The sequence below is a fragment of the Microvirga sp. KLBC 81 genome, assembly GCF_003075415.1.
In the GTDB taxonomy this organism is placed as follows: Bacteria; Pseudomonadota; Alphaproteobacteria; order Rhizobiales; family Beijerinckiaceae; genus Microvirga.
Genome location: NZ_QDAH01000355.1, coordinates 1 through 509 on the forward strand (window position 1 = coordinate 1; position 509 = coordinate 509).

General features: G+C 75.6%; 2 protein-coding genes. One reads left to right on the top strand and one right to left on the bottom strand.

Annotation, left to right across the window (positions count from 1 at the left end; genetic code table 11):
* Positions 1-226, top strand: a 226-nt coding sequence (locus DC522_RS34180; RefSeq protein ID WP_165820459.1) for a S9 family peptidase, incomplete at its 5' end; no start/stop codon positions are given.
* A gap of 27 nt (positions 227-253) precedes the next feature.
* Here DC522_RS34180 and DC522_RS34185 read toward each other — a convergent pair.
* Positions 254-509: ThiF family adenylyltransferase (locus DC522_RS34185; protein WP_205769973.1), on the bottom strand; the 256-nt coding region annotated here is incomplete at its 5' end.

Sequence of the window (509 nt, forward strand, 5' to 3'; positions counted from 1 at the left end):
CCTGCACGCCGAGGCCGTGGCCGCGCCGGTGCTGCTGCTGCACGGCCGCCGCGACACGGTGGTGCCGCCGGGCCAGTCGCGCATGATGGCCGCCGCCCTGCGCAAGGCCGGCAAGACCGTCGCCCACAGCGAGTTCGGCGCGGGCCACCACGGCTGGGACCGCGAGGTGTGGGGAACCATCCTCTCACGGACCATCGAGCACCTGAGGCCGGCCCTGGACGGTTGAGCGGGGCCTCCCCTCTTACAGCTTGCCTCAACCGCCGCCGCAGACCGGGCAGGCCGGGTCGGCCCCGACGCGGACCGTGCGGCTCTCGGCGGCCAGGGCGTCGTAGATCAGCAGCCGCCCGGTCAGCGGCTCGCCGGCCCCGGCGACGATCTTCACCGCCTCGAGCGCCATCATCGCGCCGATCACCCCGGCCAGGGCCCCGACCACGCCGACCACGGCGCAGGTCTCGGCGTCGGGCGGGATCTCGGGCGTCAGGCAGCGATAGCAGGGCCGGCCGGCGAAC